This is a genomic window from Eggerthella hominis, assembly GCF_014287365.1.
GTDB classification, from domain to species: Bacteria; Actinomycetota; Coriobacteriia; order Coriobacteriales; family Eggerthellaceae; genus Eggerthella; species Eggerthella guodeyinii.
Window position 1 is genome coordinate 51,369 of record NZ_JACOOA010000007.1, and the last position, 25,460, is coordinate 76,828.

Consider the following 25,460-nt stretch of genomic DNA (forward strand, 5'->3'; position numbering starts at 1 on the left):
TCGCGCCCGAAAAAAGCACTTGCATTGACGCGCCCGCTTTGTAATAATGTTCAGGCTGCTTTTCCAGCTCGGAATCGCGCAAACCGTCCCCATAGTCTAGAGGTCAGGACGCGGCCCTTTCAAGGCTGAGACACGGGTTCGATTCCCGTTGGGGGCACCATGGTTGACACCTCGGCGTTTTTCGCCTGCTTTATACACAGTGAGCAGGCGATACGCCGAGTTCCAAACTCTTCGCCATCATACGTCAGATTTTCTGGGAAAACCCAGCGCTGAAATCGCTGCTTCACCTCTATGTTCGCGATGTTTTCCCACGTCCCACTTAAATCTGACAGGACACCTAGCCCGAAGTTCCATATCTCATCCACGTTCGATTCGGTCGTGCCCAGCTCGGACAGTCGCAGCTGTATTTCCTGCTTCCGTTGCTCCCGGCATGCAAGGTACTCTTTTGCCTGATCGTCCGTCAGAACCCCGGTCATGAGCTTGTCGATGGCCGCGCTAATGCTGTGCTCAACCACGGTGAGTTCTTTTGTGAGCCTCTTGCGTTCATTCTCCGCCGTCTCGTGGCGTTCGAGGTAGTTGAGCCTGATGGCCTCCCGCAGCGCTTTGGCTCGGCTCTCATCGAAGCTGAGAGCGGAGAGAAGCGCTGCGAATTCGCGGTGAACCTTATCGACGGGATAACGTCGCCCTCCCCTTTGCGTGCAATGGTAGGCAGGATAGCGAATTCCGCTGGCTCCTCTAGGCGCGCTTCCTGTGTATCGGTGACCTTCTGGGTCTTCGATAAACCCCCGCAAGGGATATTCCGGATTAGCCTTGCGCCGCCTTGAAGGCTCGTGCTTCTTGCCGTCTAGACGGCGCTTCACCCTCAACCACAGGTCTTCCTCAACAATCGGCTCGATGACGCTGCTCTTCGTGCGCACGCCCATTGTTTCGACCACTCCCATATAGAGAGGGTTTCGCAGCATCTTCGAGAAAGTTTGCTTCGGCACTTCTTTACCGCGCTTGTTCGTCAGCCCCTTCGCCGTGACCATGCGCAGCGCTTCAGCTTCGGAATATCCTGCGTCAATGAGACACCACGCCTCCCTGACAAGAGGGGCGCGCTCGGGGTCGGGGCTTATGGAGCCACGACCGGTCTTGCATGCGTCAAGGTATCCCAAAGGTGCTTGGTGTACCCATTTGCCCTCCTCGGCAGCATCCCGCATGCCGACAACCGTGCGCACGGCTCGTCTGGCGTTGTCCAGTTGAGCCAAGGCCGCATCCATGTTCATCACAAATTCGCCTTCGGGAGTATCTTCTACTTCGCGCGTAGCGAGGAGGAGGCGTATTTCGTGCCTCTCCAGTTCTTTCCTGAGCGAAACGAAATCTTCCATATTTCTTGAAAAGCGGTCAACGGCAAAAACAACAACCCCGTCGATTTCGCCAGCGTGCTCTTTACAGTACGCAAGCATTTTTTGAAGCTCGGTTCTATCTGCCGTCTTGGCGCTCTCGCCTTCTTCTTGGAAAACTCTGGCAACTTCATAGCAATGATGCATGGCGTAAGTCATGCATGTCCTTAACTGGGTGGCAAGACTACCGCCTTGAAGCTGCTCCTTTGTTGACACCCGAGTATAGATGACTACTTTTCCCATATCCTTATCTCCATACCACAATAGCAGACCTTTGCGTGAGCCATGCACGTCCGGAGCTGGGTGGCAAGACTGCCACCCAGGAGCTGTTCCTTCGTGGATACCCTAATGTAGACGACCGCTTGCTTCATATTCCTGTTCCCGTTTCTGCGCTGCGCGCAGCTTGTCATCGTATTCCGAAACAATGTCTTCTATCGCTTTAAAGAACTTTGTCTCTGGTGTGTCATCTTGCCCTTGGTTTGCCAAAAGCAAGCGCGTGCCCAAATGTTTTAGGTCTTTCCCGAGCGCAGCGAAGTCGGCTACGTTGCGTGAGATGCGGTCTGCGGATGACACTATGACTCCTTCGATTCCACCCTTACTCTCTTCGCAGCAGGCAAGCATCTTGCGAAGCTCCGGCCTGTCGGTGGATTTGGTTTGCTCTCCCACCTCCTGAAAAACCCGGACAATTTTGTAACCCTGTTTATCAGCATAATCCATGCATGTTCTCAGTTGGGCAGCTAGACTATTGTCTTGAGACCCCTCGGGAACTGTCGTTCGGACGTATACAACTGCATTCATAGCGCACTCCTTTTCGTTTCGGATTTTCCTTTGCTGCATTCGCTGGATGAATGCACATCGTCAAACGCATCTATCAAAATCCTCGCCAGCATGTCCAGCTCCTCTGCCGACCCCTTCCTCTCGTCATTGGGTAGGCCTTTGGGTAGCAGAGATGCCACCCGTTCTATTCGCTCCTCCGGGATTCGACGCATGGTAAACAGCGCTCCTTGCATGCGCCGTTCCCCAAGTGCCCCTTGGCAAAACGACTGGGCTTGTCAACGTACCCGTCAAAGCGGCCTGCCGTTCCCTTGGCCCAGCGACCTTGGCGTTTTTCAGCATGCCTTCTAAAGCTTGATGGTGTCTCGGACACTCACGCTCACGGTCTTGCCGTCGCGTCGCTTCACGTTGATGTTGGCGAAATTCCTCATCAGCATCGGCAAGAGAACGTCGTTCGTCACATCCTCCTTCTTGTTACTCTCGGCATAAATGACCGACGGTTCGCCGTTGCGCTTCATGATGGTTATCTCCGTATAGTCGCCGTTCCTGAGCGCGTCCACCACGGCCCGCTCCTTCCGCGAGAGCGGGATAAGCTGAATCATCTTTCCGAGCGTGTGAATCGTCTTCGCCGGCTCCAAGCCGATGAGTTCAAGGGCTTCGCGCACGCAGCGGCTCACGACCACGCGTATGGCCGAGCGCTTCACGGCCTCGTCATCCGTTCTCTCTGCCTCGAAAAGCCTCTCAGGCGACAGCATGTACCCGGTGCCGTCCGCATAGAAGAGCAGCGTCGCCTCGCTCGCTTTGAGGCAGGCTAGGATGATTTCGTCGGCTGCATTGGGCGTTCTGTAGAAGAGCTGGTGTAGGCCGTGCAGCGCGTCGTTGCCCACGCCGAAGCTCCGCAGCTCGCTCAGTACGCGAAGATACACGATTTCCCGAAACTGGAACTTCCTCCATCCGCGCTCCCCGGCCTTCTCCGACGCGCCGAGCAGCCCGTCCTTCGTCAGCCAGTTGACCTGTTGGTAGCTCAGGCCTGTTGCCGCGACGGGAAACGGCCCGGCGTTGATGGCCGTCTCGAAGTCGGTCACCTGTCGCTCGATGCTGTTGCCGAACATCAGATACGCATCGTCCATATAGACCGGAATGGAAACACCCCCTATCTCTCGCAAAGCCTCGTTCTCCTTTACCGTGTCCACTCTTGCCTCCTTAAATTATATATAAATGAACAATTTATAATAAAGACTATACACTTCACTATCTTTTTTTCAAGAGAGATAAGCCATGACTTAAGAAACTTAAGCTCTTTTCGGAGAACGAATTTACTGGGGCTTATTTGAGGATTGGACAAGCTTGGTTCGCACTGTCAGGGAAGCTCAACACCCTCATCGCCCAGCACGCCCGCCGCCACAAGCTCGTCACGTGTTCTGGTTCGCCCGAGCGCCCTCATGTCAGCGACGCACTGCTGCATTGGGTCTGGTTCGCGCACGAGCGATTCCGCGACAGGCGCGAGCGGCAGCACGTCCTTCGCCAGCGCTTCTATGTAGCGCTTCGGTACGTTGGCGTGAATCGCGTCAGCGTACGCCGCAAGCGTGGCGTAGAACATGCCCGATTCGGCGCTTTCGGAAGGTTCGAGAAGCGCACCGTCCAGGCCCTGCAAGGCCCTCTGCTCCTTCACGATGCTCAGGGCGAGCCGGAGGTCGTCAGCGTCAACGGCCTTTCTGTACAGGGCTTCTAGGCGCGCCTCGGCGAGCGCATAGCTTGCTTTGCGGTCGCGGGAGCAGTCGGCCTGGATGCGCTCGCGCGCCTTTGCTATGTAGCGGTCTACCTGCGCGTCGCTCACATCCCACCGCGCCGTTTCCCGCGCATATTCGCATATACGGGCGCGGCTCCACCCATCCACGAGCAGTTCGGCCACCTTGGCCGTCCGCATCTCAACCTCTGCCGCTGTAGACTTCTTTCCGCTCATGCATGCACCTCCGTATCAGAGGATACAGAAGGACGTTCCGGTTTGATAGTCTGACAAAACGAGGCGACTTCGCATGATACATTGTTATGTGAACCGTAGCTTGAATAGTAATCAGCCTAGAAGAGAGAACCGAACATGAGCGAACGCATCGTTATCACAAATCACTGGCAGATTGACGAACTAAGCAAAGCGAACTTATCCGACTTGCGCATTGGGATTATGGAGCAAGGGCTTATGGATGAAATTGTTGTAACGGACAAAATACCGAGTCGAGAACAGTTTGAAGCCATTTATGAAATTGGTAACATTTCTGGTGAAAGCAAACAGATTAGATGGCTGTACGACTCTGCTCGCGAAAATATCGATAGCATTATGGAGGCATACGACTTACAAGAAGACGGATGCGTCAAAATGCCTCCAAATCCCATTGACTGTTACAGGTATTTCGTTCGAGCAGATGCCCTATTTCATTCAATCGTTGCCTCTGCTAAGTGTTTTATCGATAAGGCTGAGCTTCTTCTCAAAACACGCTTTGGCGAATCATCCGAATCCTTTGCACGATGGAAAAGCATGACTGCAAAATCGTACGACAGCAGCCTAGTATACGCACTTCTCTACGACTTAAGAAACCATATCGAACATGATTTTTGGACTATCAGTCTTGTTAATCACGATGTAGCCGCTCGACAAGCCGGCCTGGTAATAAACATCGACAACGGTCTATTTGGTATAAAAAAGCTCAAGAAACCGTTGCGGACAAGACTATGCAAATGGTCTGAAAAACGCGCAGAAAATGGAGACACAGCCTGGTTGTCGCTAGGGAAATGCGTTTCCACCTATCGAGAAATGATTACAGTACTTTATACCATTTGGCTTTCAGAATACATTGACGAAACAACCCAATGTATGGAACGCCACAAAGAGGTGCTGGCCGACCTTCCGGGAAATCTTTTGATTTGGGGTGGAAAAGAAGCGTGTGCATATTCAGCCACCGGCCAACTGCGCGCTTACCACATAACAGAAACGGACTTCCTTGATTCGCTCAACAAGGAGCGGGACTTGCTTGAAAGCTACATGATGAGCCTGCTGAAAACCAGACAGTCAAGCGACATGGCTAAATAAATAATTAGGATAGAACAATTTGCTATTGGACGCGAGCATCGGTACAATTCATAATCGCCAAACCACAAGACGGAACGTGCTTCGCGCGGGCCAACATAGACTCACCTAAACCGCAGCTACGCGGTTGATTTCGAGGGTTCAGCATCTTGAAGAAGGGCATCTGCCCCAACAGGATGCTATCTCTCTATGAGGTGAGTCTTGTGGTTTGGCGACCAGGGGTGGATGCTCTTCCTCTTGCAGGTCGCCTTGCGATTCTCGCGAATCATCCTCCCTACACATGTGCCCGCTTTTGTTGAAAAGCTGGCCCCGATGAAGGAGGATGCATGGCAGATAAAATCAAGTACCCCGTCATACGGTGCACGCCGAAGACCGGCGGCGAACCCATCCTGTGCGAGGGCAGGAAGATTGCGTGCGTGCAAGACTACTGGCGTTGGGCACGCTCCGAGCTGAACAGCAACGCCGAGCGCGGCAAGTTCGCGGAGTACCTCGTGAGCCTCGCGCTCGGATGCGCGGGCGGCACCAGCGAGGAGTGGGGAGCCTACGACATACTGTGGGAGGCCGAGCGGGTCAAGGTGGAGGTGAAGACCTCCGCGTACATTCAAGTATGGGGGCAGAAAGCGCTCTCCATCCCCTCGTTCAGCACGCGCCCGTCGCGCGCATGGAACCCGGAAGACAACACCTATGAAGAAGCGGTGCGCCGCCAGGCCGACGTGTACGTATTCGCCCTTGAGAATTGCACCATCCAGGACATGGTGAACCCCAACCCGCTCGACCTATCGCAATGGGAGTTCTACGTGCTGCCGACCTCGAAGCTGAACGAACGCGGCACGCAGGCGAACATCAAGCTCCCCCAGCTCGTCGCTCTGGGCGCGCGCAAGGTCATCGAGCTGGAAGACCTTCCTATTGCCGTGAGGGAAGCGGCTATGGAGAACGCGAAGAACGCCCAGCCGAGCGAAGGGAGCCTGTAATGTACGCGTACAACGGCAAGACCGACCCGTGCACCCGCGCCATCGTCTTCGAGGACAGCATGCGAGAGGTCTACGCGACCCTCTCCGGATGGTCGGGCTACGGCGGTGACATAGCGTCGGTGTCCATAGACGGCACCGTGGCGACCGTAGAGCTGACCGGCGGCATCCGCAAGCGCTTTGAGCTGGACACGGGCAGCAACACCGCCCGCGAATTGTAAGGAGCAGCTATGAAATTCAAAACCGAAAGCAAGAGGATGCCGCTTCTCAGCGCTAAGGCATCGGCCTTGGTTGCGTCGTGCATGCTGGCCTGCGTGCTGGGAGGATGCGCAGCAGAGGAGAGCGTGCCGCAGGAAAGCGTGGAACAGGCGCTGCTTGCAGCTGCCGACAATGGGGAGTTCGCAGCCGCCGACTACGTGGAAGCGTCGGCCTATCGCCTCGAAAGCTGCGAGGTAGCCGGACAGGAGAAGAAGGAGGACGGGGCAACCGCCGTTACCGTCCGCGCCGTCATCGCGAACGACAGCTTCAACGTGGAAGCGCAGGCCGTGCTCAATTTCGCCAAAGAGGGCGACCGTTGGGTTCTGGCCGGGTCTGACTTCGCGGGAACGAAGGTCAAGGCCGTCAAGGGCGTTGACTACCTCGTAGGGCCAGCAGACCAGGCGAGCCTGTCGGGGGACTCCTCGGGAGCCGAGAACAAGGAGCCGCTGTCGGGTTATTCGGGAGCGGAAGCCGCTTTCGACGAAGCGGCCCAGACCTGCACCGTGACGCTTCCCGTCGCTCAGGACGGGGGCAACTGGTTCGTGCGCCCTGCGAACAGCGCTTCCATCAAGTTCGTGTTCGACGGCAGGAAATGGGCGAACGCGGGCACGGAGAGCGCGAGCGACTTCACGTCAGACTACCTCGGGCAGACCTTCACCGACGGCCCCTGCTCCGTTACGCTCGTCAACGTGACGGAGAGCGTCATACAGGTGGAGTTCGCATGGTCGGGAGAGAAGTACGAGCAAGACCCCGATAGCGAGTACACGTACCTTCCGGGCACGTACGCTGGCCTTGCGGGTCAGGGAGCCATAGCCGTGCCCTTCGAGGCATCGGCCACCTACTCGGGCGAGTACAGCCTTGGGGATTCAACGGCGGTGAACAAGTACAGCCAGCAGTCGGGCAAGGGCTTCGTCTTGACGCGGGACGCGGGGTTCGAGGACACCGACACGCCGTCAGAGTTCGAGTGCCGTTTCACCGCAGACAAGTCTTTGAGCATGACGTGGAGTTTTCAGGATACGACGCATCAAGCAACGTTGAGGCTCGCCTAAATAACAGGGCGGTAAGCATGTCTGATGGGAGGGGATGCGGCCAAGAGTTGCATCCCCTTTACTTAACCCCGCTGAATCGGCGCTCGCCCTGCTCCCCATGTACTCCCGTGCGCTCTAGCCTGTTCCATTCGGTTCTGGCATAGGGGCTGAGGATTAGACCATCGTCGTTACCTGCTGAAACTCATATTCTTTTTGCGTGCTCAGTATCTTATACAGCTCGGCTAGCTCGGTCTCTATCGTGTTCCAAGTTACAGTGTCATGGGGCACCATGGATGATACGCGCGCAGGCTCGCCCTGCGCGCGTTTTCGTTTGCCCGCGCTCCCCCGCGCCGCGCAGATGCGGCGATGCGGTGGGCAACGCGCCGGAGCCGTTCGCTTGCAGCCCGTTTGCGGTATGATGGAGCCATGAACACCGACGAGAACACCCCACGCCCGCTCGCAGCGGAAGACGGCCCCGCCCCCCTCGAGCCGGGAAGCGCCGACGAGCCAACCGGCCTCGCGCCCGTCGATCCCGAAGCCGAACGCGAGCTCGAACTCGAAGCCGAGGCCGATCCCGATCCCGAGCCCGTCAAGCCCACCGTCATCGTGATGCACGCGTCGGTCGGCTCCGGCCACCGCAGCGCCGCCTACGCCGTCGCGCAGGCGTTCGAGCTCATGCGCGACGCGCGGGCCGAGGACGCGGACGCAACCGCGGACGGAAGCGACGCGCAGCCCCCCGTCCCCGCCGACCTCGACGTCGAGGTGATCGACGTGCTGGACTACGGCCGCATCGTGTTCGACGGCAACAACGCCGCCTCGCTGTTCACCGGCGCCACGCGTCCCATCTACGACCTCACCTGGCGCTTCACGCTCACCGGGCGCCTGTTGTGGGGAGGCGGCTCCGCCTGGTCGCACCTCATGTACTCCAAGTTCACCGACTACGTGCGCGAGAGGAAGCCCCTCGCCATCGTGTGCACGCACATCACCGCCGCCAACGTGGCCGTGGCGGCGCGCATGCTGACCGGGCAGCACTACCCCATCGTGTGCGTCCCCACCGACTACGAGACCGAGGGCCTCTGGCCGCACCGCTCCGCCGACCTGTTCTGCGTCGCGAACGAGTCGATGGCCGAGACGCTGCGCCCGCGCAAGGTGCCCGAGGAGAGCATCCTCATCACCGGCATCCCCACGCGCGACGACTTCCGCCGCACCTACGACCGCGTCTCCACCCGCGAGCAGCTCGAGCTGCCGCAGGACCGCCGCGTCGTGCTGGCGCTGGCCGGGGCCTACCTGCCGCGCCCCTACGTGCACTTCCGCACCGCGCTCGACAAGCTGTTGCCCTACCTGCACGGCTTCGACGACACGCTGCACTTCGTGTTCGTGGCCGGAAGCGACGCCGATTACGCGCGCCACCTGCGCCAGGAGTGCGCCGATCTGGGGCTGACCAACGCCACCGTGCTCGACTACGTGGACGACATGGCGGCGCTCATGGCGGCCAGCGACCTCGTGATCTGCAAGTCGGGCGGGCTCACGGTCACCGAGTGCCTGTGCGCCCAGGTGCCCATGATCCTGTTGGGCAAGGCCTACGGCCAGGAGAAGGTGAACGTGCAGATGCTCACCTCGCTCGGCGCCGCCATGCACGTGACCACCGCGCGCGAGCTGCTCGACACGCTGCGCCACGTGGCGAGGAACCCCGAAAGCGCCCACGCCATGCTGATCAACGGCAGCTTCCTGCGCCATCCCGACGCGGCCGAGGACATCGCGAAGGCCACGCTGCGCCTGATCGCCGAGCCGAAGAACCCCGACGACCCCCGCTATCGCAAGCACTTCCTGCAGTTCTACTGGGGAAAGAAGCCCGCCCACATCCGCTAGGGGCGCGTCGACGCGGGCCGGGCCTAGAAGTCGATCAGGTCGCGCACGCTCACGTCAAGAGCTTTCGCGATCCGGCACAGCACGTCGATGGTGGCGTTCTTGTCACCTTTTTCCAGGGCTGAGATGTACTGCTTGGTGTTGTTGCCGATCATGGCGGCCAACTGACCCTGCGTCAGGCCCTGCCCCTCGCGCAGCGTGCGGATCCTGCTGCCGAGCATCTGTCTCTGTGTCATTTCCATTGGACAAGCTTAAGGTTCCCCGGTATCATATAGTCATCCTATGGGATGACTTTTGCCGCGCAGTGGGGATACCGGCACCAGCCGGAAACAAGAAAGGCGGCAACGGTCGAGACATCGAAGGAGGAGCAGTGAGAAGAGTACTAGCAGGCTTGGTCGTCGTTTCGCTTGCGGCGGGAACACTCTGCCTCGGGTGCGCGAGCAGCCAAAACGCCGAGGGTTCCGCCCCTGCGAGCCAAAAGGAGCTGGCAGCTGCCTGGCCGCTCAGCAATGAGAGCCACGTCGCCAACAACATGAAGTGCGGCGCCTGCCACGACGAAGAGGACCCGACGCAGGGGGCGGCCGCGGTCACCGCCGACACGTGTCTTTCGTGCCACGGAAGCTACGAGAGGGTGGCCGAGCGGACGGCCGCCATCGGTGAGGACGTCAACCCTCACGACAATTTCCACTACGACATGCAGCTCGATTGCACCACCTGCCACAAGAGCCACGGCGAGTCCGTCAACCTCTGCTTGAGCTGCCACGACGCCGACCTCTGGATGAACGACATCCCGTAGCCGCACGAGCGTATCGAGCATGCCGACACACTAGGAAGGATTCGCATGGACAGGAAATGCTTTCTGAAAACCAGCCTGGTCGCCGCAGCCGCCACCGTCGCGTCGGTTGCCGGTGCGGGCCGGGCTTTCGCCTCGCCCGCACAGCAGGCCGGCGAAACCGAGGGCTTCGACGAAATCGTCGACGTGGTGGTCGTGGGAAGCGGCCTCGCAGGCACGGTTGCCGCAGTAGCCGCCGCGGAAACCGGCAGCACGACCCTACTGCTGGAGAAGATGGACCAGCTCGGCGGAACCTCACGCGTGAGCGGGCTGAACTTCGCCTGCGCCGGAAGCGACGAACAGGCCGCCGAAGGCATCGAGGACGACCCGGAATCGCTCTACCAGGATATGAGGAAGGTGGCCGAAGACTACGGCGACCCCGAGCTCGCCCGCACGGTCGCTTCGAAGTCGGCGGAATTCTACCGATTCCTCACCGAGCGCGGCGTCGTCTTCAAGCAGTTCAAGAACGGCGGCGGTCACAGCGTCAAGCGCATACTGTGGGCGGGAGGCGGACGTTTCCTCCTCGATCCCCTCTGCGCCCATGCCGAGAAGAACCTCGCTGACGCCCTCGAGACGAGAACGCGCTGCAAGGTGGACGACCTCATCATGCGCGACGGCAGGGTCGTCGGCGTGTCGGTTCGGGAGCAGTACTCGTTTCGCTACGACGATCCGGAAACGGACGATGCCGAGAACGCGAGCGGACAAGCGCGTCGCATCGGGGCGCGGAAAGGCGTGGTCTTCGCGACAGGCGGGTACGCGCGCGACAAAGAGCTGCTGCGCGCCGAAAGCGCCATCCTCGCCCAGGCCGACTCCATGACCAACCCCGGCGCGACCTCGGGGACGCTGAAGATGCTGACGTCCCATGGCGCGCAGGCGGTGAACCTTTCCCTATTCCGCCTCTCCTACCCCATCCCCACCGAGGACGTGTGCTGGGGCATGCTCGTGAACCCCGACGGCGAACGCTTCGTCAACGAGCTGGGAAGCCGAAACGACCTCGGCGTCATCATCTTGAAGGAGATGCTGGACCACGACGGAAAGCCTCCGCTGCTCGTATACGACTCCGTGGGCGTCGAGCTGTTCCGCGACAAGCAGCGCCTCGAGATGTCCCTCGCCGGGAGGAACTTCAAGAACGGCAGCATGTACGCGTTCGACACCGTCGAGGAGGTCGCCGAGCATTTCGGCTACGAGCCCGCGGTGCTCGCTGCGGCAGTCGACCGCTACAACCGGATGTTCGACGAGGGAACGGACGAAGACTTCGGCAAGGACATGGGCGCCTTGAACGGAGCCGCCCTCAAGCAGCCGCCGTTCTACGCCATGAACCTGATCCCGAACAACAACTACACGCCCGGCGGGGTGCGCGTCGACACGTCGGCGCGCGTGCTCGACGTGGACGGCAACCCCATCGACGGCCTCTACGCCGCAGGCGAGGCCTCGGGCGGCGTGCACGGAGCGCAGCGGCTCACCGCCTGTTCGTGCCCCGATTGCGGCGCGTTCGGCATGATCGCCGGCAGAGAAGCGGCGAAGCGAGAGCCCGTAGAGCTGTGAGGCGCGCGGGCGTCCCGCGGCATCGCTGCGGGACGCCCGCCGCATGCGTCGGTATGGTTCCAGGTTTGTGCATTATGCGCTCATCGGCTGAAACGTCGGCTGATGAGCGTATACTGGTTGCTCGGCGCCCGACGACCTTCGTTCGGTGGCGCCTCGATCTTCCGACATGCATGACGCGGCGGATCGACCCCGCACCTGCAATGAGCGGCATGCGTGCCGCACCGACACAGAAAACAGAGACATATGAAGCAATTCAACGAACTCGGCCTGTCCGACCAGGCTTTGCAAGCCGTCGCGCGCCTGGGCTACGAAGCGCCCACGCCCGTCCAGGAGCAGGCCATCCCGCTGGCGCTCGAAGGGCGCGACCTCATCGCCGCCGCCAAGACCGGCACCGGCAAGACCGCGGCCTTCTCGCTGCCCTCGCTCGACCGCCTCGGGCACGCCAAGGGCGGCCAGGGCCCGCTCATGCTCGTGGTCACGCCCACGCGCGAGCTGGCCCAGCAGATCGGCGAGGTGTGCACGGCCATCGCCGCGTCCACGCATCACCGCATCCTCACCGTGGTGGGCGGCCTGTCCTACACCCCGCAGATCAACAAGCTGAAGCACGGCGTGGACATCCTCATCGCCACGCCGGGGCGCCTCGTGGACCTCATGGAGCAGGGCGCCGTGCGCCTCGGCGACGTGGAGGTGCTCGTGCTCGACGAGGCCGACCGCATGCTGGACATGGGCTTCTGGCCGGCCATGAAGAAGATCATCGGCGCCACGCCCTCCTCGCGCCAGACGCTGCTGTTCTCGGCCACCATCGACGCGTCCATCAAGAACAGCGTGGGCAAGCTGCTGCACGACCCGGCGTTCGTCGAGATCGCGCACAAGGGCGAGACGGCCGACACCGTGGACCAGTACGTCGTCCACGTGGCGCAGACGCTCAAGCCGGCGCTGCTCAAGGCGCTGCTGGCCGAGAAGGGCGCCGAGCGCGTCATCGTGTTCGCCCGCACGCGCAGCCGCGCCGACTCCACGTGCCGCCGCCTCAAGCGCGCCGGCTACACCGTGGAGGCCATCCACTCCGACCGCAGCCAGGCGCAGCGCCGCCGCGCGCTCGACAACTTCGCCAACGGCAAGACCGGCGTGCTCGTGGCCACCGACGTGCTGGCGCGCGGCATCGACGTGGAGGAGGTGGACTACGTCGTGAACTTCGACCTGCCCACCCAGCCCGAGGATTACGTGCACCGCATCGGCCGTACGGGCCGCGCGGGCGCCGCGGGCTTCGCCGTGTCGTTCGTCAGCCCCGAGACCGCCGACGCGCTGCGCGACATCGAGAAGCTCATCAAGCGGCCCATCCCCGTCATGGAGGTGGCCTCGTTCGATGCCGAGCAGGCCGCCGAGGAAGCGGCCGGCAAGGCAGCCCGCGCCGACGCGCGCCGCGACCCCGAGATCAAGCAGGCCTCTAAGGAGATGGCCGCGCGCGAGCGCAAGAAGGCCAAGGCCCGGGAGCAGGGCCAGGCCGACGCTCCGGCGGCGGGCAGCAAGCGCCCGCCCGCGAAGAAGAAGCCGTCGGGCGGCCAGGGCGGCCAGCCCAACCGCCCGCAAGGCCCGCAGGGCAAGAAGCCGAACGCCCCGCAGGGCGGCGCGCCGAAGAAGCGCGGCGGCTCCGACCTGCGCCCCGGCCGCGCCCACCGCGCCGCCGTCGCCCAGCAGAGGGGCAAGCGCAGCAGGTAGAACGAAAGAGGGTCGCAGATGCGACCCTCTTTTTGCGTTCGGGGCGGAGGTGGCGCGCATTCCGAATCGGAGCGGGGAACGCGGCACGCGATTTCGCTCGCGGCAAGCGATTTTTTCGTTTTGCGAACGCCGGGGCCGATCAGCTTGCCTTTTGGCAAGCACTCAGAATTTCCGACCTGGGCTTTTGTACGCACACCGCAGCGGAATCCCCGTTTCGGGAAAAGAAAAGCACGCAAAACGAAAAAACTGCTTGGAACAGCCTGTTTTGCGTGCCGAAACCGGCTTCGCATCCCTCGCTTTCGCCTCGAGACGCCCGTCCCCCCCCTTGGCGCGGCAGAGGCTTCCCGGCCAAGGCGACCCCGCGCCACGCCGACCGCACGCCGCGCCCATCGCGAATCGGCGCGGGCGCGCGTCACGAGCCGCACGTCTTCCTCCGCGCCACGGAGAAGGAGTGCGTCCCGGCCCCACCTGACCGCGCCCCTCACTCCGCGCCACGGAGAAGCGTCCCGACGCTCCCGGGCCGGGGCGGGGTCGTCCGCCTTACCCCAGCGGGTTCTTGTTCTGGTTGGCGGCCACGCGGACGAGGCGGTTGCCCAGCCACAGCAGAAACGCCAGCACCACGACGGCGCTGCCAGCCAGCAGCCACTGGCCGCTCAGCACCTCCGCGATCAGCAGGAACACCGCCACGGCGGCAGCGAACAGCAGCACGAGCGTGCCGACGGCCACCAGGATCGTGGCCGCGAGGCGCGCGCGGTCGTCCCCTGCGGGCTCGGGCGCCTGCTCGCCGTTCAAAGGTTCATCGCTCATATCGAAAGCTCCTCCCATCGAAAACGGCCCGACGGGGGTCGCCTTCCCCTAGCATACGCCCTTCGTGGCGACGACGGGCACGCCGGTGCCGCACACGTCCTCGATGAGCACGTCACCGGCCGCGACGGGCGCGGAAAGGTCCAGCGCGGCGATGGCGGCCAGCACGTCGCGCATGGCGGCCTTCGGCACGGGTCGCTGCGTCTTCACGCTGACGGGCTCCAGGCAGCCGGACACGCACAGCACGGCCGTCACCATGCGCTCGGGCGCGACGGCCTCCTGCGCCGCGTACTCCGCGCCGCGCTTGCACGTGTAACCGGAAACGTCGGCAACCTGGCCGTTCTCGTCGAGCGTCACTTCGACGCGGCAGCCCAGCGGGCAGCAGATGCACGTGAAGGCGACGATGTCGGTGGCGAATTGCATCAGTCGGCCCCTCCCCCTGCGATGCCCGCGTCGCTCGCAGGCGCCGCAGCCGCGTCGCGGCCCTCCACGCGCACGCGCACGGCCGAGCAGCCCGCCGCGGCGCCGACGGGGACGGTGACGAGCACCATCTCGGCGGGCACGGCGATCATCGTCTTCGCGCGCTTGAGCTCGCGCACCCGGCCCGCGGCGTCGATGCCCTCCACGATGAAGCGCGGCTCGTTCACCGTGCGCGTCACGCGCAGCGACAGCATGAGCTTCTCGTCGGACGGCGTGGCGGCGTCGACGGTCTGCGGCACGACGTAGCGCACGCCCTCGCCCGCCATCACGGGGATGCCGGCTCCCGCGTCGCCGAGCGCGACATCGGCGGCGCCGGCCGCGCCCTCCCGCATCGCATGGGCGGCTGCCGCGGAACCCGCGCGCTCGCCCTCCTGCGACGCATGATCCACCAGATCGTGCACGTGCAGCGCGTTGCCGCACACGAACACGCCAGACACGTCGGTCGCCAGGCGGTTGTCCACGCGCGCGCCGCCCGTGACGGGGTCGAGCCCCACCCCGGCCGACTTCGCCACCTCGTTCTCGGGCAGCAGGCCCACCGACAGCAGCAGCGTGTCGCACGCGATGCGCTGCTCCGTGCCGGGAATCGCCTGGATCGTCTCGGGGTCCACGCGCGACACGTACACCGCGCTCAGGCGGCCCTCCCCTTCCAAGCGGGTCACCGTCGAGCTGAGGTGCAGCGGGATGCCGAAGTCGTCGAGGCACTGCACCACGTTGCGGCGCAGGCCCGACGGATGCGGCATGAGCTCGTGCACGCCGACGACCTCGGCGCCCTGGGACGCCAGGCGGCGCGCCATGATGAGCCCGATGTCGCCCGAGCCGAGGATGACCGCGCGCCGACCGGGCAGGCATCCCTGCAGGTTCATGAAGTTCTGCGCGCTGCCCGCCGAGAACACGCCCGACGGACGGGCGCCCGCCATGTTGAGCGCGCCCAGCCCGCGCTCGCGCGAGCCGGTGGCCAGCACCACGGAGCGCGCACGGTACGCATGCGCGCCGCGCGCGTCCACCGCGTGCACCGTGAGCGGCGCGCCTGCACCGTCTCCCGGACGGCTCGGATCGACGGACGTCACGCTGGCCCCCGCCAGCACGTCCACCGCGCCTTCCGCCGCGAGCGCGTCGATCTCGCGCTGCGCGTACTCCGGCCCCGTCAGCTCCACGCCGAAGCGGTGCAGCCCGAAGCCGTTGTGCACGCACTGCTTGAGGATGCCGCCCAGCTTCTCCTCGCGGTCGAGCAGCAGCACGCGCGCACCCTGCCGCGCAGCGGCCTGGGCTGCGGCGATGCCGGCGGCACCGCCGCCCACCACCGCCACGTCGTACGGCTCGCGCGCGCCCTTCGGCGCCTCGGCGCCGCCGCGTTCGGCGGCCGGCGCGCCCGCGCCCGCCAGCTCCGCGTAGCCGGGGCGCGCCGTCGCCACCACCGGCGAGCCCGCCAGGCGCTTGTCCAGCGCATCGGGTGCCACGCCGGTCTCCCGCGCCACGATGCGCGCGATCTCCGGCGAGCAGAACCCGCCGTGGCAGCGCCCCATCATCGCGCGCGTGCGCCACTTGAGCGCGTCGAGCGACAGCACCGGCAGCGGCCCGTGCAGCGCGGCCACGAGCTCGGCCTCGGTCACCTCGCAGCAGCGGCACACGATATGCCCCCAGCGCGGGTCGGCCTCGATGGCGCGCTCCCGTTCGGCCTCGTCGCGCTCGGCGAACGGCTTGCAGCGCTCGCGTCGGGCCCGAAACGCCTCATTGGGCTCGGCCCCCAGCTGCTCGGCCACCGCGCGCGCCACGTGCTCGGCCACGGCCGGCGCCGACGTGAGCCCCGGCGAGTCGAAGCAGGCGATGTTGAAGAACCCGGGCGCGTCGTCCGGCTCGCCGATGACGAAGTCGTCTCCGTCGGCGTTCGAAGCGCGCAGGCCCGCGAAGTTCGCGATCATGCCGCGCGCGCTGACGTCGGGCCAGGTCTTCTTCGCGGAGTCCAGCACGAACCGCAGGCCCTCCGCGCTCGTCGACAGGTCGGTCTTGCTCGCCTGCTCCACCGCGTTCGGCCCCACGAGCAGGTTGCCGTGCACGGTCGGCGTCACGAGCACGCCCTTGCCCGCCGACGACGGAGCCTGAAACACCGTGCGGGAGAACAGCGGGCCGTACTCGGTGTCGTAGAGGCAGTACTCGCCGCGCCGGGCCGCGATGCGCAGGCGGTGCGCGCTCACGGCGTTGTTCAGCTCGTCGGCGAACACGCCGGCGGCGTTCACCACCGCGCGCGCGGCGTAACGCGCGCCCGAGGAGGCGACCAGCAGGTAGCGCGCCGGAGGCGCCGCATCGGCGGCGAGCGCCGCGGCGCGCTCGGGCGCCAGGCGCTCGACGGACACGACGCGCTCGTTGAAGCGGAACGCCGCGCCGTGCAGCGCCGCCTGCTCCGCCGAGAACAGCGCCACCTCGTACGGGTCGCAGATGGCCCCCGTCTCGGCCAGCAAGCCGCCGCGCACGAGCGGGCTCGCCTGCGGCTCAAGCGCCCGCACCGCAGCGGCGTCCAGCTCGCGCACGCCCTCCACGCCGTTCTCGGCCGCGCGCGCCACGAGGCGGCGCACGGACGCCAGCTCCTCGTCGGAGAACGCGAGCACGAGCGAGCCGTTGCGCACATAGGAGAATCCCAGGTCGTCGGCCCATTGCGGGAACAGCCTCGACCCTTCCACGTTGAAGCGCGCCTTGAGCGTTCCGGGCAGCGGGTCGTGCCCGGCGTGCACGATGCCGGAGTTCGCGCGAGTCGCGCCGCAGGCCACGTCGTTGCCCGCTTCCAGCACCACGACGGACAGGCGCCAACGCGCCAAGGCGCGCGCCGCCGTCGATCCGGCAACGCCCGCTCCCACGATCGCAACGTCGACGCTCTGAAGAGGTTCGGTATCCATGTCGTTCAGCTTACTATTTATCCCCGTTGAGCGAAAGGGCAGACACGCAATCGATCAAGCACGGTATCGTTATCTCCACGAAGCGACGAAAGGAACCTTATGAGGATAGCGGTGGCAAGCGAGGGGCTGGCAGTCTCGCCCTACTTTGGGCACTGCGCGAGCTTCACCTGCTACAAGATCGAACGGGGCATCATCGTCGAATGCCAGAACATGCCGAACCCCCATCAAAGCCCGGCCCGCATCGCCGCCGTGCTGCGCGAGCTCGACGTGACGGCGGTCATCACCGGCATCATCGAGCGCGACGCCGTGGAGGCGCTGGAAGCGGCCGACATCGAGGTGGTGGCCAACGAGGAGGGAAGCGCTCGCGATGCGGCCGAGGCGTACCTGGCCCACACCCTCATCGGCGCCGACGAATGGCACAACGACGAGGAGACCCTCAACGCCCTCGAAGCGTGAGGAAGCGCATCCCCCCCCCTTGGCCCGAACGCACGAAGGCCCCGCGCTGCGGGGCCTTCGTCATATCGTCGAGCGGTTTCGCGGACCGTAGGCCGCAAAACGGAAGGCTACAGGGCCTTCTTGGCAACCTCGGTGATGGCGGTGAACGCCGCGGGGTCGTTGATGGCCATGTCGGACAGCACCTTGCGGTCCAGCGTGACGCCGGCCTTCTTGAGGCCGTTCATGAGCACCGAGTAGCTCATGCCGTTGATGCGGGCGGCCGCATTGATGCGGGTGATCCAGAGGCGACGGATCTCGCGCTTCTTGTTGCGGCGGTCGCGGTACATGTACTGGAGCGAATGCTGCACCTGCTCCTTCGCGGCACGGTAGGAACGGGACTTCGCACCGTAGTAGCCCTTGGCGCGGTTGAGGACGGTACGACGCTTCTTATGGGCGCTGACTGCGCGCTTGACACGAGGCATGTTCTATCACTGTTCCTTTTCGATTAGCGGAGGCCGAGGTTGCGGGCGATGACCTTCTGGTCAGCCGTGGCCACTTCGGTTTCATGGCGGAAGTTGCGCTTGCGCTTGGGGCTCTTCTTCGTCATGATGTGGCTCTTGAAAGCCTTCGAGCGCATGATCTTGCCGGAACCGGTGACGCGGAATCGCTTCGCGGTGCCGCGATGAGTCTTCATCTTAGGCATGGTCGTTCCCTTCTTCTTTCTTCTCGTTCTCTTTCTTTTTCTTCGCCGCAGCTGCCGCAGGCAGCGGGGCGATGAGCATGTGCATGTTGCGGCCTTCCATCTTGGGCTGGTTCTCGATGACCGCTTCGTCCTTCAGGTCGTCGGCCAGACGCTCCAGGATGGTGAGGCCCAGCTCCGGGTGCGCCATTTCGCGGCCGCGGAACATGATGGTGATCTTCACCTTGTTGCCGGCTTCGAGGAAGCGCATGACGTGCTTCTTCTTGGTCGTGTAGTCGCCCACGTCGATCTTCGGCCGGAACTTCATTTCCTTCGTCTCGACCTTGCTCTGGTTCTTGCGGGCCTGCTTGGCCTTGATGGCCTGGTCGTACTTGAACTTGCCGTAATCCATGATGCGGCATACGGGCGGTTCGGCGTTCGGCGCGATCTCCACGAGGTCGAGCCCCTGGTTATCGGCGACGCGCTGAGCCTCCGCCGTGACGTAAATGCCCATCTGTTCGCCATCGAAGCCGATCAGACGGCATTCGCGAACCGTAATCTCTTCGTTGAGCCGAGGCTCCTGAGCAGCTATCGCGCTCACCTCCCAATCCTTCGCGCTTCCGCGCCATAGTAAAAACCCGTCGCCTTGGGAGCGTACGGGTTTCGCATTCGTTTCGGGCTTTTCAGCCGGTATTCGAGCGACCCATCAGCAGCCAAAGCGCCGAACCAGGTGGAGGGCTTCCCCTCACTTGAATAAACAACTTGCCTATTGTAGCACGAAGCCGGGCGGATGCAAGCGTTTTGCGCAGCTTTTTCGCCCTCTGCCCTTCGCCCTTCGCGCCCCGAGCCTACCCGCGCTTCCGCGACGTCAGCAGGAACGAGAGCGGAAGGCCCCGGCCGTCGTACGCGTCGGCGAGGCCGACGTCGTAGTCGAACTCGTCCAGCGCGGCCACGGTCAGCCCGGCGCGGCACGTCGCGTTCACGATGGCCGACATCGTGTGCGAGAAGCTCGTGAACGTCTTCGACTCGTAGCGCTCGGACAGGTACCCCATGCCCTCGTTCTCGATCCAGGGCTCGCTGCGGAAGTACGAATAGGCCAGCCGGCTCGGCGGCTCGGCGTCGAAGCCGGGTTCGCCGGGCAGCGGCAGCATGTTCATGACGGGATGGAAGTCGTGGACGACCATCGCGCCGCCCGGCTTCAGGCACGCCGCAACCCTGGCGAACAGGGCGTCCAAGTCCTCGATCCAGGTGATGGCGCCGACGGTGAACAGCACGAGGTCGAAAGCCCCGTCGTAGGCGGGAGGGACGGCGAGGACGTCGCCCGCCACGAAGGTGCAGCGCTCGACGCCGGCGCGCCGCGCGCTGTCCCGCGCCTGGTCGAGGATGTTCTCGGCGATGTCGAAGCCCACGCCGCGCGCGGGGCCCAGCTGCATGAGCGACAGCAGCTCGCGCCCGTTGTTGCAGCAGAACTGCGCCACGTCCTTGCCCGCAAGGTCCAGCGATCGCAGCTTAAGCGCGAGGTCGGGGTTGAGGAACGGCAGCTCCTCGCGCTGCAGCCGTTCGGCGACGTCCTCGCCCCAGCCGGGAAGCCGATGCTCGAACGCCTCTTCCCACGCTTCCTTGTTCGCCTCGACGTACCCCATCGCGCCCCCTCGCTCCGCCCGCACCCGCTTCCATCAGTATACGCGAAGGGTTCGCGACGGCGACCTGCGACGTTGAACGCGTCGTTGAGCGGGAGGGCCTCGCCCCCTGCCGTTCTCGAGTAAGGGTATACTGGAGCCGACGTACCTGTTCGGTTACCGAGACGGGCGAAGGGAGCACCGGATGAGCCTGCTTCTCATCGACAAAGACGCGGCGCTCCGCAAGCTGGCGGACGAGGTGTTCGAACGCCAATTCGCGGACGACCCGCGCCTGAACGACGAGCTGGACGAATGGGCCAAACGCGCGATGTACCAGGATGCCGCGTACAACGTGAACTTCCTGCGCACGGTTTTGAGCCTCGGCGACGACGGGCTGTACGCCGCGCACGCGCGCTGGGTGCACCAGCTGCTCGTCCCCCTCCTGCCGAACTGCACGCGCGAGCGCGTGCGCGACATCATGGCGGCCCACTACGAGCTCATCCGATCCTGCATGGAGCCGACGATGCCCGCCGAGGACCGTCCGCGCATGCATCGCATCCTCGACGGGGCCGTGCGCGCCGCCTTCGACGAGTGCGCGCGCGAAACGCCCCCGTCGGACGGGTTCGCCGCCTACCGCGAGGAGTCCGAGCTTTTGCTGGACCGCCTGCTGAACGCGGACACGATAAGCGTCTCGGCGCTCGTCCTCGAGTTCGCGAGCGGCGGCATCCCCCTGCCCGACCTCTACGTCGACATCGTGGCGCCGGTCATGCGCAGGGTGGGCGAGCTGTGGCACCGCAACATCATCTCGGTCGACGTCGAGCATCGCTGCACGTCCACCATGCAAATCGCGCTCTCGCAGTTCTACCCGTTCGTGTTCGAGCAGGAGCGCAGGGGAAAGACCCTGCTGGTCGCCTGCGTGGGAAGCGAGCTGCACGAGCTGGGCGCCCGCACGGTGGCCGACCTCTTCGAGTACAGCGGGTGGGACAGCGTGTTCCTGGGAGCCGCGACGCCCGTCGAGACGATCGAGGCCGCCATCGACGAGCACGATCCGATCCTCGTCGCGCTCTCGGTGACCATGACGCACCACCTGCCTCTGTGCAAGGAGGTCGTCGAGCGGCTGAGGGGCTCCCGGCCGAACGTCGCCATCGCCGTGGGCGGCCGCGCCTTCGAGAACACGGGCGCCTGGAAATCGTGGGACGTCGACGAGTGCGCGACCGACGCGCGCGTGCTCGTCCGGTGGGCCGAAGAGAACCTGGGGTGAGCCGTGATCGCATACTTGGCGTACTGCGATAGGCGCGGCGCGGTCGAGCGGGTGGTCCGCGCGACGCCCGGCATCCTCCCCCTCGGGGCCGTCGACGTGCACGAGTTGTTCGAGAACGCCCGCGCGCTCGACGCGCTGCTCGACCTCGAACCCGAGGCGAGCTCATCCGCCGCGCTGAGCACGACGCTCGACGGCCCTTCGGCCCTCAACATCGCCCTCAGATCGTTCGAGGACGTCGTGCTCGTCTTCGCCTACCACCTCGACGACGAGGCCGACCTGCCCCGCGTCGCCGAATTCGCGCTGAACGCTTTCACCACTCCCGGGATGCTCGGATTGGAGCCGCACGGCAGCGAGTACTTCGAGATACAGCGGCTCAACAGCAAGCTGGTCAACTCCCAGCGCACGATCTCCAAAACGAACGCGCAGCTGAAGAAGCTGCTCGAGGACGCGCGCGCGGCGAAAAGCGCCATCGAGGTGCTGGAGCGCGACTCGCTGACCGGCTTGCTCACCGAGAAGGCGTTCCAGGAGCGGGCGCGAGTCCTCATCGAAGGAGGCTCGTCGGCGAAGCTCGACGTGGTGGCGCTGGACGTGGAGCGGTTCAAGATCGTCAACGAGACGTTCGGGACGAACGCCGGCGATCAGCTGCTCATGAGCATCGCGGGGGCGATCGAGGAGCAGGAGAAGCCCCTCCTGATCACCCGAGCGCGCGCCGACACGTTCTTCATGCTCAAAGAGCGGGCGGAAGGCTCCTACGAGCGCATGTCGGACAGGCTGGCCGCGTTTTTGAGCGAGTATCCGCTGCCGATGCGCCTCCAGGCGAAGCTCGGGGTGTACCAGATCGACGAGAAGCCGCCCGACGTCGCGCGGATCTGCGATCGCGCCCTCATGGCGGCCGAGAGCGTGAAGAACGACTACAACAACGACCTGGCGCTGTACGATGCGTCCATGCGCAAGCAGATGATCACGGAGCAGAACATCGTCAACACCATGGTGGAGTCGATCGAACGCGAGGACTTCTACGTCGTGCTGCAGCCGAAGGTGGAGGTCGCCACGCAGCGCGTCATCGGCGCGGAAGCCCTCGTGCGCTGGAACCACCCCGACCTGGGAGCCGTGTCGCCGAAGGACTTCATCCCCGCGTTCGAGAAGAACGGCTTCGTCCACACGCTCGACTGCTACGTGTGGGAGAAGGCGTGCGGCATGCTCGAGCGCTGGCGCGGCACGGGCAACGCCGTGCCGCTGTCCGTGAACGTGTCGCGCGCCGACCTGTACCGCGAGGACCTCGCCGAGCTGCTGGCGGACATGGTGCGCAGCCACCGCCTCGAACCGGCCGACCTGCACCTGGAGATCACCGAGACGGTGTTCGTCGAAGACTCCGGCCAGCCGCTCGCCGCAGTCAACCGCCTCAAGCGGGCGGGCTTCGTCATCGAGATGGACGACTTCGGCAGCGGTTACTCGTCGCTCAACGCCCTCGCCGACCTCCCCGTCGACGTGCTCAAGCTGGATATGGGCTTCCTTCGCCGAACCGACCGCCCGGAACGCAAGCACGCGATCATGCGGTCGATCATCGGCCTTGCCGGCCAGCTGGACATGCAGGTGATCGCCGAAGGGGTGGAAACCGAAGGGCAGGCATCGCTGCTCGCATCCATGGGATGCCGCTTCGCGCAAGGCTACCTGTACGGGCGACCCATGGCCGAAGGCGCCTTCCTCGAGCACCTGCCACGGCCTTAGCCGCCCGAGCCGCCGCCCTCAGGATTAACCCGCCTCCCCGCTCTTCGCAGGCCCGCCCGAACGCAACGTTTGGTATACTGGCGGCCACAACTTCACGCCCATCCGCTGACCCCGACGGAAAGGACGCCCTTGAATCGCATCGTTCGCTATCTCATGCTCGCCGGCGCTTGGACGGCTTGCATCATCGGCTGCATCGGCGTGTTCGTGCCCGTGCTGCCCACCACCCCGCTGCTGCTGCTCGCGACGTTCCTGTTCGCGAAATCCTCGCCGCGCTGCCACGCGTGGATCGTCTCGACGCGGGTGTACCGCACCTACGTCGCCGCGTTCAAGGAGGCAGGCGGCATCCCGCTCGGCGCGAAGGTGCGCATCCTGGCCGTGTCGTTCTCGCTCATGGGGCTGTCCGCGTGGTTCGTGCAGAAGCCGCTCGTCTGGGCCATCCTCAGCTGCGTGAGCGCGTTTCTGCTGTACCTCCTGCTCGTGCGCATCCCCACCATCGCCCCCGAGCACGTCCAAACCATCCGCCGCGCCGAAGAAGAGGGGTAAGGCTCCCCCTCGACCCTCGAACAGCGCGTCGAAGTCCTTGCGGGGGCCCGCAGCCCGACGCACGGCCTACCGCTCGAACACGCCGCACAGCTCGTCCGATCCGAACACGAGGTCGATCATCTCTTCTTTCGTGCCCACGTTCAGCTTCGCGTATATGCGCTGGATATGGCTCTTCACGGTATTGGGAGACAGGTACAGCTTGTTGGCGATATACGTCGAGCTGCGCCCGATCACCAGATAAGAGAACACTTCCGACTCGCGCTCGGACAGCTTCCCGCCATCGCACAGCACCCTGCATCGTTGCGCCAGCTCCGGTGCGATCGCAACCTTTTCAAGGGGAGCGTCGCGCCGTTTGCGCGTCTCGAGGGACAGAGCCACCACCAGCACGAACACGTACAGCGAAACGATGAGGAACAGAACCACCTCGAGGGCTCCCGCAGGCAAGAACCGACCCGTCATCATGCCGGCGAGCAGCAGCAACGTGCAGACGAGGCTCTTCGAGCCGTACACGAAATCGTCCGGCGCGCGGAACACGAACACCGCTATCGACAAGCACGCCCAAGCGAGCACGTCGAATACCGAGAAGCACAGATTCAGCACCACGCTCGAGAACAAGCTCGCCTGAGGCAGCGTCCCCATGCTCGACAGAAGGACGATGGCCGTTGCGGGCATGAGGGCCTGGTACACCAGCGTGACGTCCATCAACCCCTTCTGCCTGCGAAGCAGCACGACTATGACGATCGTCAGCGCCACATGGCCCGCTATCTGGCAGAGCAGCAGCGACGGGTCCCCGTCGAACTCGAGCGACGAGCACGCCCCCAGCACGAACGAGCTGATGGCCATCGCGGCTATGGGCTTCCACAGGAAATCGAACGCCTCGCGCAAGGGGGTTTCGCCAGGCTCGGCGACGGCGTACAGCTCCAGCGTGCCCGCGGCATCGCTCGACGCGGAAGAACGGGGGTCGGCGGTCAGGCGCAGCTCCCTCATCAGCAGGGCCACCGCGCCTGCGGCCAACAGCACCCAGCACGCCGCGCGCAAACCGTACGTCGGCACCAGCGGGGTGAGAGCCCACGCAACCATGACCGCGAAGCTCGACAGCGTCCCGTTCAAGAGAGCCGTCTTGGGAGGAAGCGTGCCGTAGACGCGCCCCCACAGCAGCAGGAGCATACCGCTGCCAACGCCCGCAGACGCGCATCCTGCAAGAAACAGGAAACCTCCCGCCTGCGACCCGAATCCGCCTCCGTACACGAGAGGAAGCCCCGCAAGCAACAGGATCGCCGACAATCTCGCCGCGCTGGGACTCGGAAGAAAACGACCGCCCGCCTTCGAGCGAACGACGGCGACGAGCCACACGCCGCAGCTTGCAAGCGTCGCCACGATGAGCGCGGTCTCCGAAAGGTCGAAGAAAGGCAACGACGGGCCCGACCCTGCGAAAGCGCGAAGCTGCACGAACGACGCCATCGTGGTGAACGAGGAGCCGAGAAGGGACCATCTGAACTCGAGAGAACCTTCCGCCTTGCTCGTCGACGCGGGCGAAGAAGCGCGGGCTCCCTCGCTCCGACCCGCTTTTCC

The 25,460-nt window shown here is 64.2% G+C and carries 25 protein-coding genes and 1 tRNA gene; 13 read left to right on the forward strand and 13 right to left on the reverse strand.

Annotation, left to right across the window (positions count from 1 at the left end):
• The first annotated feature begins 85 nt into the window (after positions 1-85).
• Positions 86-160 (forward strand) — tRNA-Glu (locus H8S61_RS14245).
• On the opposite strand, the gene H8S61_RS17770 is transcribed toward H8S61_RS14245, so the two are convergent.
• The 4 genes from H8S61_RS17770 to H8S61_RS14265 form a co-directional block, all read right to left on the reverse strand.
• Complete coding sequence (locus H8S61_RS17770; RefSeq protein WP_366458533.1) at positions 120-1,625, reverse strand: recombinase family protein; 1,506 nt, start codon at positions 1,623-1,625, stop codon at positions 120-122. The two genes, H8S61_RS14245 and H8S61_RS17770, sit on opposite strands and share 41 nt — an antisense overlap.
• Before the next feature lie 102 nt (positions 1,626-1,727).
• Positions 1,728-2,180, reverse strand: a complete 453-nt coding sequence (locus tag H8S61_RS14255) for a recombinase family protein (RefSeq protein ID WP_186939435.1) — start codon at positions 2,178-2,180, stop codon at positions 1,728-1,730.
• A 323-nt stretch (positions 2,181-2,503) separates the two neighbouring features.
• Complete coding sequence (locus H8S61_RS14260; RefSeq protein WP_186939436.1) at positions 2,504-3,349, reverse strand: hypothetical protein; 846 nt, start codon at positions 3,347-3,349, stop codon at positions 2,504-2,506.
• A gap of 167 nt (positions 3,350-3,516) precedes the next feature.
• On the reverse strand, positions 3,517-4,119 hold the full coding sequence (locus H8S61_RS14265; RefSeq protein WP_186939437.1) for a hypothetical protein: 603 nt from the start codon (positions 4,117-4,119) through the stop codon (positions 3,517-3,519).
• Between the two features lie 135 nt (positions 4,120-4,254).
• On the opposite strand from H8S61_RS14265, the gene H8S61_RS14270 reads away from it, so the two are divergent.
• The 5 genes from H8S61_RS14270 to H8S61_RS14290 all read left to right on the forward strand — a co-directional run bounded on the left by H8S61_RS14270 (position 4,255) and on the right by H8S61_RS14290 (position 9,361).
• On the forward strand, positions 4,255-5,241 hold the full coding sequence (locus H8S61_RS14270; RefSeq protein WP_186939438.1) for a hypothetical protein: 987 nt from the start codon (positions 4,255-4,257) through the stop codon (positions 5,239-5,241).
• A 323-nt stretch (positions 5,242-5,564) separates the two neighbouring features.
• A complete protein-coding gene (locus H8S61_RS14275) occupies positions 5,565-6,209 on the forward strand; it encodes a hypothetical protein (protein WP_186939439.1) in 645 nt (214 codons plus the stop codon).
• Positions 6,209-6,427 carry a hypothetical protein gene (locus H8S61_RS14280; protein WP_186939440.1) on the forward strand — a complete coding sequence of 73 codons (219 nt, stop codon included), beginning with the start codon at positions 6,209-6,211 and terminating at the stop codon, positions 6,425-6,427. The genes H8S61_RS14275 and H8S61_RS14280 overlap by 1 nt, the downstream gene beginning before the upstream one ends.
• A 9-nt stretch (positions 6,428-6,436) precedes the next feature.
• Positions 6,437-7,513, forward strand: coding sequence for a hypothetical protein (locus H8S61_RS14285; RefSeq protein ID WP_186939441.1), 1,077 nt, complete (start codon positions 6,437-6,439; stop codon positions 7,511-7,513).
• Positions 7,514-7,918: 405 nt separating this feature from the next.
• Positions 7,919-9,361, forward strand: coding sequence for a glycosyltransferase (locus tag H8S61_RS14290; protein WP_186939442.1), 1,443 nt, complete (start codon positions 7,919-7,921; stop codon positions 9,359-9,361).
• 23 nt (positions 9,362-9,384) lie between these two features.
• Here H8S61_RS14290 and H8S61_RS14295 read toward each other — a convergent pair whose 3' ends face one another.
• Positions 9,385-9,600 carry a helix-turn-helix domain-containing protein gene (locus tag H8S61_RS14295; RefSeq protein WP_222617731.1) on the reverse strand — a complete coding sequence of 72 codons (216 nt, stop codon included), beginning with the start codon at positions 9,598-9,600 and terminating at the stop codon, positions 9,385-9,387.
• 128 nt (positions 9,601-9,728) lie between these two features.
• Between H8S61_RS14295 and H8S61_RS17285 the strand changes: the two genes are divergently transcribed.
• The 3 genes from H8S61_RS17285 to H8S61_RS14310 all read left to right on the forward strand — a co-directional run bounded on the left by H8S61_RS17285 (position 9,729) and on the right by H8S61_RS14310 (position 13,451).
• Positions 9,729-10,154: a cytochrome c3 family protein gene (locus H8S61_RS17285; RefSeq protein ID WP_186939443.1), complete on the forward strand. Its 426-nt coding sequence runs from the start codon at positions 9,729-9,731 to the stop codon at positions 10,152-10,154.
• A gap of 45 nt (positions 10,155-10,199) precedes the next feature.
• Positions 10,200-11,735 (forward strand): FAD-dependent oxidoreductase, encoded by a 1,536-nt coding sequence (locus tag H8S61_RS14305; protein ID WP_186939444.1) that lies wholly within the window; start codon positions 10,200-10,202, stop codon positions 11,733-11,735.
• A gap of 243 nt (positions 11,736-11,978) precedes the next feature.
• Positions 11,979-13,451 (forward strand): DEAD/DEAH box helicase, encoded by a 1,473-nt coding sequence (locus tag H8S61_RS14310; RefSeq protein WP_160943254.1) that lies wholly within the window; start codon positions 11,979-11,981, stop codon positions 13,449-13,451.
• Positions 13,452-13,991: 540 nt separating this feature from the next.
• Here the strand turns inward: H8S61_RS14310 and H8S61_RS14315 are convergent.
• From H8S61_RS14315 to H8S61_RS14325, 3 genes are read right to left on the reverse strand one after another with little or no spacing between them, the layout of a single operon-like run.
• Positions 13,992-14,258: a hypothetical protein gene (locus H8S61_RS14315; protein WP_160943253.1), complete on the reverse strand. Its 267-nt coding sequence runs from the start codon at positions 14,256-14,258 to the stop codon at positions 13,992-13,994.
• A 48-nt stretch (positions 14,259-14,306) separates the two neighbouring features.
• Complete coding sequence (locus H8S61_RS14320; protein ID WP_186939445.1) at positions 14,307-14,678, reverse strand: DUF1667 domain-containing protein; 372 nt, start codon at positions 14,676-14,678, stop codon at positions 14,307-14,309.
• Entirely contained in the window at positions 14,678-17,623 is a 2,946-nt protein-coding gene (locus H8S61_RS14325) for an FAD-dependent oxidoreductase (RefSeq protein WP_186939446.1), read from the reverse strand. The genes H8S61_RS14320 and H8S61_RS14325 overlap by 1 nt, the downstream gene beginning before the upstream one ends.
• A 99-nt stretch (positions 17,624-17,722) precedes the next feature.
• On the opposite strand from H8S61_RS14325, the gene H8S61_RS14330 reads away from it, so the two are divergent.
• Positions 17,723-18,079, forward strand: a complete 357-nt coding sequence (locus H8S61_RS14330; protein WP_160943250.1) for a NifB/NifX family molybdenum-iron cluster-binding protein — start codon at positions 17,723-17,725, stop codon at positions 18,077-18,079.
• Positions 18,080-18,186: 107 nt separating this feature from the next.
• Here the strand turns inward: H8S61_RS14330 and rplT are convergent, their stop codons facing one another.
• The 4 genes from rplT to H8S61_RS14350 form a co-directional block, all read right to left on the reverse strand.
• On the reverse strand, positions 18,187-18,540 hold the full coding sequence (gene rplT / locus H8S61_RS14335; RefSeq protein ID WP_154334526.1) for a 50S ribosomal protein L20: 354 nt from the start codon (positions 18,538-18,540) through the stop codon (positions 18,187-18,189).
• Positions 18,541-18,563: 23 nt separating this feature from the next.
• Entirely contained in the window at positions 18,564-18,761 is a 198-nt protein-coding gene (gene rpmI, locus H8S61_RS14340; RefSeq protein WP_160943249.1) for a 50S ribosomal protein L35, read from the reverse strand.
• Positions 18,754-19,338, reverse strand: a complete 585-nt coding sequence (gene infC, locus H8S61_RS14345) for a translation initiation factor IF-3 (RefSeq protein WP_186939447.1) — start codon at positions 19,336-19,338, stop codon at positions 18,754-18,756. The genes rpmI and infC overlap by 8 nt, the downstream gene beginning before the upstream one ends.
• 247 nt (positions 19,339-19,585) lie before the next feature.
• Positions 19,586-20,380, reverse strand: coding sequence for a class I SAM-dependent methyltransferase (locus H8S61_RS14350; RefSeq protein WP_186939448.1), 795 nt, complete (start codon positions 20,378-20,380; stop codon positions 19,586-19,588).
• A gap of 181 nt (positions 20,381-20,561) precedes the next feature.
• Between H8S61_RS14350 and H8S61_RS14355 the strand changes: the two genes are divergently transcribed.
• From H8S61_RS14355 to H8S61_RS14365, 3 genes are all read left to right on the forward strand, one after another.
• A complete protein-coding gene (locus H8S61_RS14355; protein ID WP_186939449.1) occupies positions 20,562-21,617 on the forward strand; it encodes a cobalamin B12-binding domain-containing protein in 1,056 nt (351 codons plus the stop codon).
• 3 nt (positions 21,618-21,620) lie between these two features.
• Positions 21,621-23,345 carry a putative bifunctional diguanylate cyclase/phosphodiesterase gene (locus H8S61_RS14360; RefSeq protein ID WP_186939450.1) on the forward strand — a complete coding sequence of 575 codons (1,725 nt, stop codon included), beginning with the start codon at positions 21,621-21,623 and terminating at the stop codon, positions 23,343-23,345.
• Positions 23,346-23,474: 129 nt separating this feature from the next.
• Complete coding sequence (locus H8S61_RS14365; RefSeq protein WP_160943245.1) at positions 23,475-23,888, forward strand: YbaN family protein; 414 nt, start codon at positions 23,475-23,477, stop codon at positions 23,886-23,888.
• Between the two features lie 66 nt (positions 23,889-23,954).
• Here H8S61_RS14365 and H8S61_RS17775 read toward each other — a convergent pair whose 3' ends face one another.
• Positions 23,955-25,337 (reverse strand): helix-turn-helix transcriptional regulator, encoded by a 1,383-nt coding sequence (locus H8S61_RS17775; RefSeq protein ID WP_186939451.1) that lies wholly within the window; start codon positions 25,335-25,337, stop codon positions 23,955-23,957.
• Positions 25,338-25,460: the final 123 nt, after the last annotated feature.

Bases quoted from the DNA above. Each gene is read 5' to 3' on its own strand.
- H8S61_RS14270 (WP_186939438.1), top strand. From the start codon at position 4,255: ATGAGCGAACGCATCGTTATCACAAATCACTGGCAGATTGACGAACTA.
- H8S61_RS14350 (WP_186939448.1), bottom strand. From the start codon at position 20,380: ATGGGGTACGTCGAGGCGAACAAGGAAGCGTGGGAAGAGGCGTTCGAG.
- H8S61_RS14305 (WP_186939444.1), top strand. From the start codon at position 10,200: ATGGACAGGAAATGCTTTCTGAAAACCAGCCTGGTCGCCGCAGCCGCC.
- H8S61_RS14285 (WP_186939441.1), top strand. From the start codon at position 6,437: ATGAAATTCAAAACCGAAAGCAAGAGGATGCCGCTTCTCAGCGCTAAG.
- H8S61_RS14310 (WP_160943254.1), top strand. From the start codon at position 11,979: ATGAAGCAATTCAACGAACTCGGCCTGTCCGACCAGGCTTTGCAAGCC.
- H8S61_RS14265 (WP_186939437.1), bottom strand. From the start codon at position 4,119: ATGAGCGGAAAGAAGTCTACAGCGGCAGAGGTTGAGATGCGGACGGCC.
- H8S61_RS14315 (WP_160943253.1), bottom strand. From the start codon at position 14,258: ATGAGCGATGAACCTTTGAACGGCGAGCAGGCGCCCGAGCCCGCAGGG.
- H8S61_RS14355 (WP_186939449.1), top strand. From the start codon at position 20,562: ATGAGCCTGCTTCTCATCGACAAAGACGCGGCGCTCCGCAAGCTGGCG.
- H8S61_RS14275 (WP_186939439.1), top strand. From the start codon at position 5,565: ATGGCAGATAAAATCAAGTACCCCGTCATACGGTGCACGCCGAAGACC.
- H8S61_RS14320 (WP_186939445.1), bottom strand. From the start codon at position 14,678: ATGCAATTCGCCACCGACATCGTCGCCTTCACGTGCATCTGCTGCCCG.
- H8S61_RS14255 (WP_186939435.1), bottom strand. From the start codon at position 2,180: ATGAATGCAGTTGTATACGTCCGAACGACAGTTCCCGAGGGGTCTCAA.
- H8S61_RS14325 (WP_186939446.1), bottom strand. From the start codon at position 17,623: ATGGATACCGAACCTCTTCAGAGCGTCGACGTTGCGATCGTGGGAGCG.
- H8S61_RS14330 (WP_160943250.1), top strand. From the start codon at position 17,723: ATGAGGATAGCGGTGGCAAGCGAGGGGCTGGCAGTCTCGCCCTACTTT.
- H8S61_RS17770 (WP_366458533.1), bottom strand. From the start codon at position 1,625: ATGGGAAAAGTAGTCATCTATACTCGGGTGTCAACAAAGGAGCAGCTT.
- H8S61_RS14290 (WP_186939442.1), top strand. From the start codon at position 7,919: ATGAACACCGACGAGAACACCCCACGCCCGCTCGCAGCGGAAGACGGC.
- rpmI (WP_160943249.1), bottom strand. From the start codon at position 18,761: ATGCCTAAGATGAAGACTCATCGCGGCACCGCGAAGCGATTCCGCGTC.
- rplT (WP_154334526.1), bottom strand. From the start codon at position 18,540: ATGCCTCGTGTCAAGCGCGCAGTCAGCGCCCATAAGAAGCGTCGTACC.
- H8S61_RS14280 (WP_186939440.1), top strand. From the start codon at position 6,209: ATGTACGCGTACAACGGCAAGACCGACCCGTGCACCCGCGCCATCGTC.
- H8S61_RS14295 (WP_222617731.1), bottom strand. From the start codon at position 9,600: ATGGAAATGACACAGAGACAGATGCTCGGCAGCAGGATCCGCACGCTG.